This is a genomic window from Campylobacter concisus (assembly GCF_902460545.1).
GTDB classification, from domain to species: domain Bacteria; phylum Campylobacterota; class Campylobacteria; order Campylobacterales; family Campylobacteraceae; genus Campylobacter_A; species Campylobacter_A concisus_AE.
Map to the genome: position 1 here is coordinate 80,504 of NZ_CABPUE010000012.1, position 6,315 is coordinate 86,818.

7 protein-coding genes are annotated in these 6,315 nt (G+C 36.2%); 2 read left to right on the forward strand and 5 right to left on the reverse strand.

The features are described from left to right. The 5 genes from FZ949_RS09670 to FZ949_RS09150 form a co-directional block, all read right to left on the reverse strand. Nucleotides 1-883 (reverse strand): TrkA C-terminal domain-containing protein (locus tag FZ949_RS09670; protein WP_316246167.1); only part of this gene is annotated, 883 nt, incomplete at its 3' end. 93 nt (nt 884-976) lie between these two features. Then, nucleotides 977-1,537, reverse strand: coding sequence for an ABC-type transport auxiliary lipoprotein family protein (locus FZ949_RS09135; protein WP_103580341.1), 561 nt, complete (start codon nt 1,535-1,537; stop codon nt 977-979). Next, nucleotides 1,534-2,466, reverse strand: a complete 933-nt coding sequence (locus tag FZ949_RS09140) for an MlaD family protein (protein WP_103580340.1) — start codon at nt 2,464-2,466, stop codon at nt 1,534-1,536. Before FZ949_RS09140 ends, FZ949_RS09135 begins: the two co-directional genes overlap by 4 nt. Further along, entirely contained in the window at nt 2,467-3,207 is a 741-nt protein-coding gene (locus FZ949_RS09145; protein ID WP_103580339.1) for an ABC transporter ATP-binding protein, read from the reverse strand. Then, nucleotides 3,204-4,310, reverse strand: coding sequence for an MlaE family ABC transporter permease (locus tag FZ949_RS09150; RefSeq protein WP_103580338.1), 1,107 nt, complete (start codon nt 4,308-4,310; stop codon nt 3,204-3,206). The genes FZ949_RS09145 and FZ949_RS09150 overlap by 4 nt, the downstream gene beginning before the upstream one ends. A 78-nt stretch (nt 4,311-4,388) precedes the next feature. Here FZ949_RS09150 and tgt point away from each other — a divergent pair, with 78 nt between their 5' ends. After that, entirely contained in the window at nt 4,389-5,519 is a 1,131-nt protein-coding gene (gene tgt / locus FZ949_RS09155; RefSeq protein ID WP_103580337.1) for a tRNA guanosine(34) transglycosylase Tgt, read from the forward strand. After that, on the forward strand, nt 5,509-6,207 hold the full coding sequence (locus tag FZ949_RS09160) for a CorA family divalent cation transporter (RefSeq protein WP_103580336.1): 699 nt from the start codon (nt 5,509-5,511) through the stop codon (nt 6,205-6,207). Before tgt ends, FZ949_RS09160 begins: the two co-directional genes overlap by 11 nt. Nucleotides 6,208-6,315: the final 108 nt, after the last annotated feature.

Genomic DNA, 6,315 nt, shown 5'->3' on the forward strand with positions numbered 1-6,315 from the left:
TCAAAACAATAATATTTTTCTCTTTTATTGCTTTTAAAGTATCTAAATTTTCACCTAAAGTTGGATTTATCACTCTAAAAAAAAGGCGTTTATTATTTAGCTTTGAATGCAAATACAAGCTATCCTTTATGAGCTTGCTAACACGTTCTTTATTCATTGAGATCATATCAATCAGCACATAGATATTGCTACCAAATGGACTTGGAAACTGTCCACTTTCACGCTTGATCGAGCGGTAAACATTTTGAAGCACATTTGGATCACCAACGATTAGCAGTATATCGCTTGGCTGTATCATTACATTTGGCTTTGGCAAGATGATCTCGCTGCCTCGATATATGAGAGCTATTCGCCATTTCTTTTGAGCTACTGAGCTGATGTGACGATACATATAAGAGCTACCTATTGGCACCTTAACTTCCATGATCTCGCCCTCACTAAGGCCGATATTATCGGCTAAAACTGGTAGATCTGGCAAATAGTCCATAAGCCTTGATGCTGCAATATCTCTGATATCAACCACGCTTAAGTGTTTATCGCTTGCAAATATTTCTTTACATTTTTCATCAAGCTCCCATGAGCTCATAAAAACAGTCTCGGTCTTTGTGCTGATCTGTCTTAAATTCTCATAAACAGCAACCGCCTCATTTTTATCATCACAAACTATACAAAACTGACTAAAATAGCCATCGCTCACGCTTTTTAGCTTTGAGAGGCTAGTTGGGTCAAACTGGTAAAATGTAAAATTTTCATAATTTGATTTTTGACTGTAATCCTCACTTGAAACAACGATATAGTGATGTAAATTTGATTTTGTTTCAAGCAGTCTGTTTAAAAAATTTCTTGCGAAAGTTCCATCTGCGATTATTAAAATTTTCTTCATCAATTCTCCGTATTTTAAAGCTCACATTATAACAAAAGGTCTTTAAAATAAGCTATTTTGGCTATAAATTTAAAAATTTACAGCCAAGAAAATTTAAGAGATTATTTCAGAGATTAGCGTATCGATTGCTAAATTTGTAGCCTTATTTATCGTATCAAAAATAGTACTTGAGCTTGGATCTGGACAGAAAATTTCTTTTGTGATCATGCCAGATTTTAGCGAAGTGTTTGCATTAAACAGCTCGTAAGCTAGTGAAACTTCGGCTTTGTCGCCTCTTATTTGAAGAGAGATGATGCTAACTTTTAGCCTAAGATCCTTTGCGTTTGGTGAAAATATCGGCTTTGCAGAGCAGTTTGAATAAAGTCCTTTTACAAGCGATTTATAGACCATTTCGCTTGGCTCAGATACAAATTTAGCGTCGCTTAGGTATCTAATTTTATTATTTTCAGCTACGATCAAAATTTTTCTAGTATCGACCATATCAAGAGCACTAACATTTTCGATAAAGACATTTTTTAGCTCTTTTTGCTTGTTTTCAGCTGAGCAAGCCTTATTTGAATAGTGAATTTCATACATCGTTGCAACTGGCACATCCGTCTTTAGCGAGCAGCCAAGAAATAAAAGCGTAGCCGTTAGAAAGATTAAATTTCTCATTTTTTATCTCCTTTTTCATTTGGCACTGGATTTGTGAAGAAAAACTCGTAAGGATTATCTTCAAGCCTTTGAAGCGCACCTCTAAATTCACGAAGCGTCTTATCAAATCCATTTAAAAAATCACTCGCTTCTCTTAATAACGGTCCAACCGTATTTCTAAGATCGTATTCACCATCTTTAGCCTTTTTTGTGATGAGCTCTTGCAGCGAATTATATCCGGTGATAGCCGAATTTGCCGATACAAAAACTTGGTTTGCATTTGAAATTAGTCTGTTTAAATTTTTAACCAGTTCTTTTGTGTCGGTTTTGTTTAAAGTATCTGTAAAATTTTTTATATTTTTAACGATACTATCAACCTCACTTAGCCCCTCTTCGTCTGTTAAAACTTGTGTAAATTTATCGATATTTTTAAGGACCGACTCTACGTGAGCGATATTTTCAGGCGAGAAAAAGTTATCAACTTTATCAAGTGTTTGATTTATCTTTAAGGTGATGTTTTCAGCGTTGTTTCCAAGCTTTGAAAAGAGGCTCTCTTCAAGCTGTAAGATAGGCTTTTGACCTGACGCAAAGTCTTTTGTGCCACGGCTTATATTTATACTAGCCACACCGCTAATAGCCTGAACTTCTATACTTGCCACGCTATCAGCCTTTATCGGCAGATCTTCTCTAATTTTCATTGTGATGTTTATAAGAGCATTTTTATCATCGACAAAATTTATATCACTAACACTTCCAGCTGGCACACCGATAAATTTAACCGTAGAATCGACCTTTAATCCACTTGGCAGCTCAGTCGTGTGGATGTAGTACTCTTTAAAATCAACCTTTGTATTATTTTTGCTAGTCATCCACCAGATAAATATGGCAAACGCTGTAAGGCAAGCCATAAAAAACATGCCAACAATGGTATAAGAATTTCTATTTTCCATCTACTTTTTCCTCATTTTAAATAGCTCTTCAAGTGGGTTGTTTTTAAGATATTCAAGCTCTTTTATATTTCCCTCAAAGGCTATTTTTTTGTTATCTATTATCAAAAATCTATCCAAAATATCAAAAATACTATCAGCATCATGAGTCACCATGACAACAGTCACGCCGATGCTATCACGAAGCTCTTTTATGAGCGCGTCCATCTGCCGCGAGCTAACAGGATCAAGGCCGCTGTTTGGCTCATCTAAAAATAGTACCCTTGGGCTTAGCACCAAGGCTCTTGCAAGTGCGGCACGCTTTTTCATACCGCCACTTAGCTCACTTGGATAAAGCATCGAGACCTCTTTTTTAAGCCCCACTTTTTGTATCCAAAACATCGCTATCTCATCGATCTGACGTTTGTTAAATTTAGAGTACTCATGAAGCAAAACGCCCACGTTATCAAGGATCGTCATCGAGCTATAAAGTGCTCCAAACTGAAACATCGTCCCACTTTTTAGCTTTATCTCTTGCTGCTCATCTTGACTACTTTTCCACATATTGACACCATCAAAAAATATATCGCCCTCGCTTGGCTTTTTTAGATATATCATCGTCTTCATAAGCGTCGTTTTGCCAGCGCCACTGCCACCTAAAAAGCCATAAATTTCAGCCTCTTTGACGCTCCAGCTCACGTTATCGTGCATTATCTTATCGCCATAACTTGTCGTTATGTTTTTTCCAACTATTATCTCGTTCATATCTTTAGCCACATAAAAATTATCGCAAAAAACGCATCAAGTGCAATGACCCAAAATATCGCATTTACAACGCTAACGGTTGTCATTGCTCCAAGGCTTTGAGCATTTTGACTCACACCAAATCCTCTCATGCAGCCAATTATTGCTATTACTGCGCCAAAAAATGGAGCTTTTATCATACCAACAGCAAAATGCCTAAGCTCGACCATCTCGCGAAATCTATTTAGATAGTCGCTAAAACTGATATCAAGTATCGTTTGGCAAATGATCATCTGTCCTAAGATGCTTATGCTATCAGCTATAAAGATAATGACTGGCACACAAAGCACCATGGCAATGATGCGTGGCAGCACCAAAAAGTTAAACGGCTCAAACCCCATCGTCTTCATCGCATCTATCTCCTCAGTTAGCTTCATGGCGCCTATTTGCGCTGTAAAGCTAGAAGCTGACCTACCTGCGATGACAATAGCAGCGATGAGTGGAGCCACTTCTCTAAGCGTCAGCATACCCATGATCTCTACTATAAAGATACTTGCCCCAAAGCTTGCAAGCATCGCACTGCCAAGATAGGCAAGCACGACACCTATCAAAAAAGCGGTGAGTGAAACGATAAAAACGGCATTTACGCCGCCATCTTTTATATAGTTACTAAATTCTCTAAATCTAAGACTGGCTGGATTAAATAAAATTTTTACGCTTTTTATTAAAAATTCGCCCAAAAATGTACCAAACTCAGCTAAATTCACAAAACCTTCACAAATTTTTTCACCGAGTCGTGAGAAAAAATTTAGACTATTGTGCGGCGGCATGTAGTTAAAATCGATCTTTTCATCATTTAAAAGATCGCCCATTGCCTTTATATTCTCATCATTTGTAATGATCTCAAATTTCTTACCATTTAGTGCATTTCTTAAAAGTATCAAAACAGCGTAATCAATGCTTTTTAGCTCACTAAAATCAAATTTAACATTGCCGCTAAGTTTTTGGATTTTTTTAAAAATGCTTTGTAAATTTTTTGCGTCTTTATAGCTAAACTCACCTATAAATTTTATAGTCTGAGCGCCATTTGCCACTACAAAAATGACATCATTTTTATTTTGCAAAAAGTTCCTTTGCCTTAAAATTTCTGGATTATATTATAAATTTTGTTAAAATAAAAAATCAGAAAATAAGGGATAACAATGAAATTTGAAGTTATAAAAAAAGATGGCAACGCAAGGCGTGGTATCCTAACAACTGCCCATAGCGTTATACAAACGCCAGTTTTCATGCCAGTTGGCACGGTTGGCGCGGTTAAAAGCTTAGACGCCTTTGATATGAGTGAAATTTTAGACGCAAAGATAATCTTAGCAAACACTTACCACATGTATCTACGCCCTGGTAGCAAGGTCGTGCGCGAGTTTGGCGGACTTCATGGATTTTCTAAATTTGAGCGCTCATTTTTAACTGATAGCGGTGGATTTCAGGCATTCTCGCTTAGATCAAACACCAAAAATGATGATGGCGGGATAAAATTTAAAAGCCATATCGACGGCAGCACACACTACTTCACACCAAGATCTGTCCTTGACACGCAGTATGACCTAGGTAGCGATATTATGATGATACTTGATGATTTGGTTGCCCTACCTGCTGAGCCAAAGAGGATCGATCTAAGCATAAAGCGAACGATAAAATGGGCAAGAGAGGCGATTGATTATCACAAATTTATGCAAAACAAGGGCGTTGGGCTAAACCAAAATATCTTTGGTATCGTTCAAGGAGGTACTGATTATGATGCGCGTAAATTTTGCGCCGAAGCTTTAAATGAGTTGCCATTTGATGGCCTTGCGATAGGAGGTCTAAGCGTTGGCGAGAGCAACGAGGCGATGTATGACACTGTTGAGGCGGTTATGCCATTTATGGATGAGCTAAGGCCGCGTTATCTAATGGGCGTTGGCACACCAGAAGATCTCGTGGAAAACGTGGAGCGAGGCGTTGATATGTTTGACTGCGTAATGCCAACAAGAAATGCAAGAAACGGCACGCTCTTTACTAGCTTTGGCAAGATAAATATAAAATCAGCCAAATTTATAAACGACCACGCGCCAATCGACCCACAGTGTCAGTGCTATACCTGCAAGCACTACTCCAGAGGCTATCTAAATCACCTTTTTAAGGCAAGGGAGCTCACATTTTTTAGGCTAGCAAGCCTTCACAACCTGCACTACTATCTAAATTTAATGAAAGAGATGAGAGAGGCGATAGAAAGAGGCGAATTTGCCAAATTTAAGAAAGATTTTTATGCTAAAAGGGTAAAAAATGAGCTATAAAAGTTCAGTTTGTGGATATTTTTATGGCGATGAATACGACTATATTTTACTTGTTTCTTTCACACAAAAACAAAGCTATAAATTTTTATTTAAAAATAGCAAAATTTACAAAGAAGATTTTGATCACGAATGCGATAAAAACGAGTTTGAAGCGGCCCTTAAAAAACTATGTAATGAATATGCAAATAAAATTTTAGAGCATCAAGATGAGCTAAATGAGTATGAAAAAATTTATGCTAGTCGAAAAAACTTTAATCAATTTATCAAAAGACACCACTTTTTAAAATACGAGATTAGAAAATTTCAAAACAAGATATCTCACTTTTATGAAACCCTTTCGATTTGTCAAAGCGAGCAACAAAATTTAAAAAAAGAGCTTAAAAATAGTACTCATGAGGCAAATGTTTTTAGAACAATGGCTAATGAATATGCCTGCAGAATCGATGATATTTATACATTTATACAAAGTATAAAAAACGACAAAATTAATCAAAATATTTACATTTTGACAATGATATCAGCTGTAATGCTACCACTAAATCTGATAACTGGCTTTTTTGGTATGAATACACAAGGCTTACCATTTAATGAAACTAAAAATGCCACCATGATAGTTGTATCAATAATGCTTGGAGTAATTCTTTGTTGTGTTGTTTTTTTATTTTGGTATACAAATAAGAAGAAGTAGAAAATAAATAAATTTAGTATATAAGGTATCTGAAACTTTATATAGAAATTTTTTATATATTTTAAATTTTTATAGCCTAGCGGTAAAAACAATAAAAAATAAATAGAT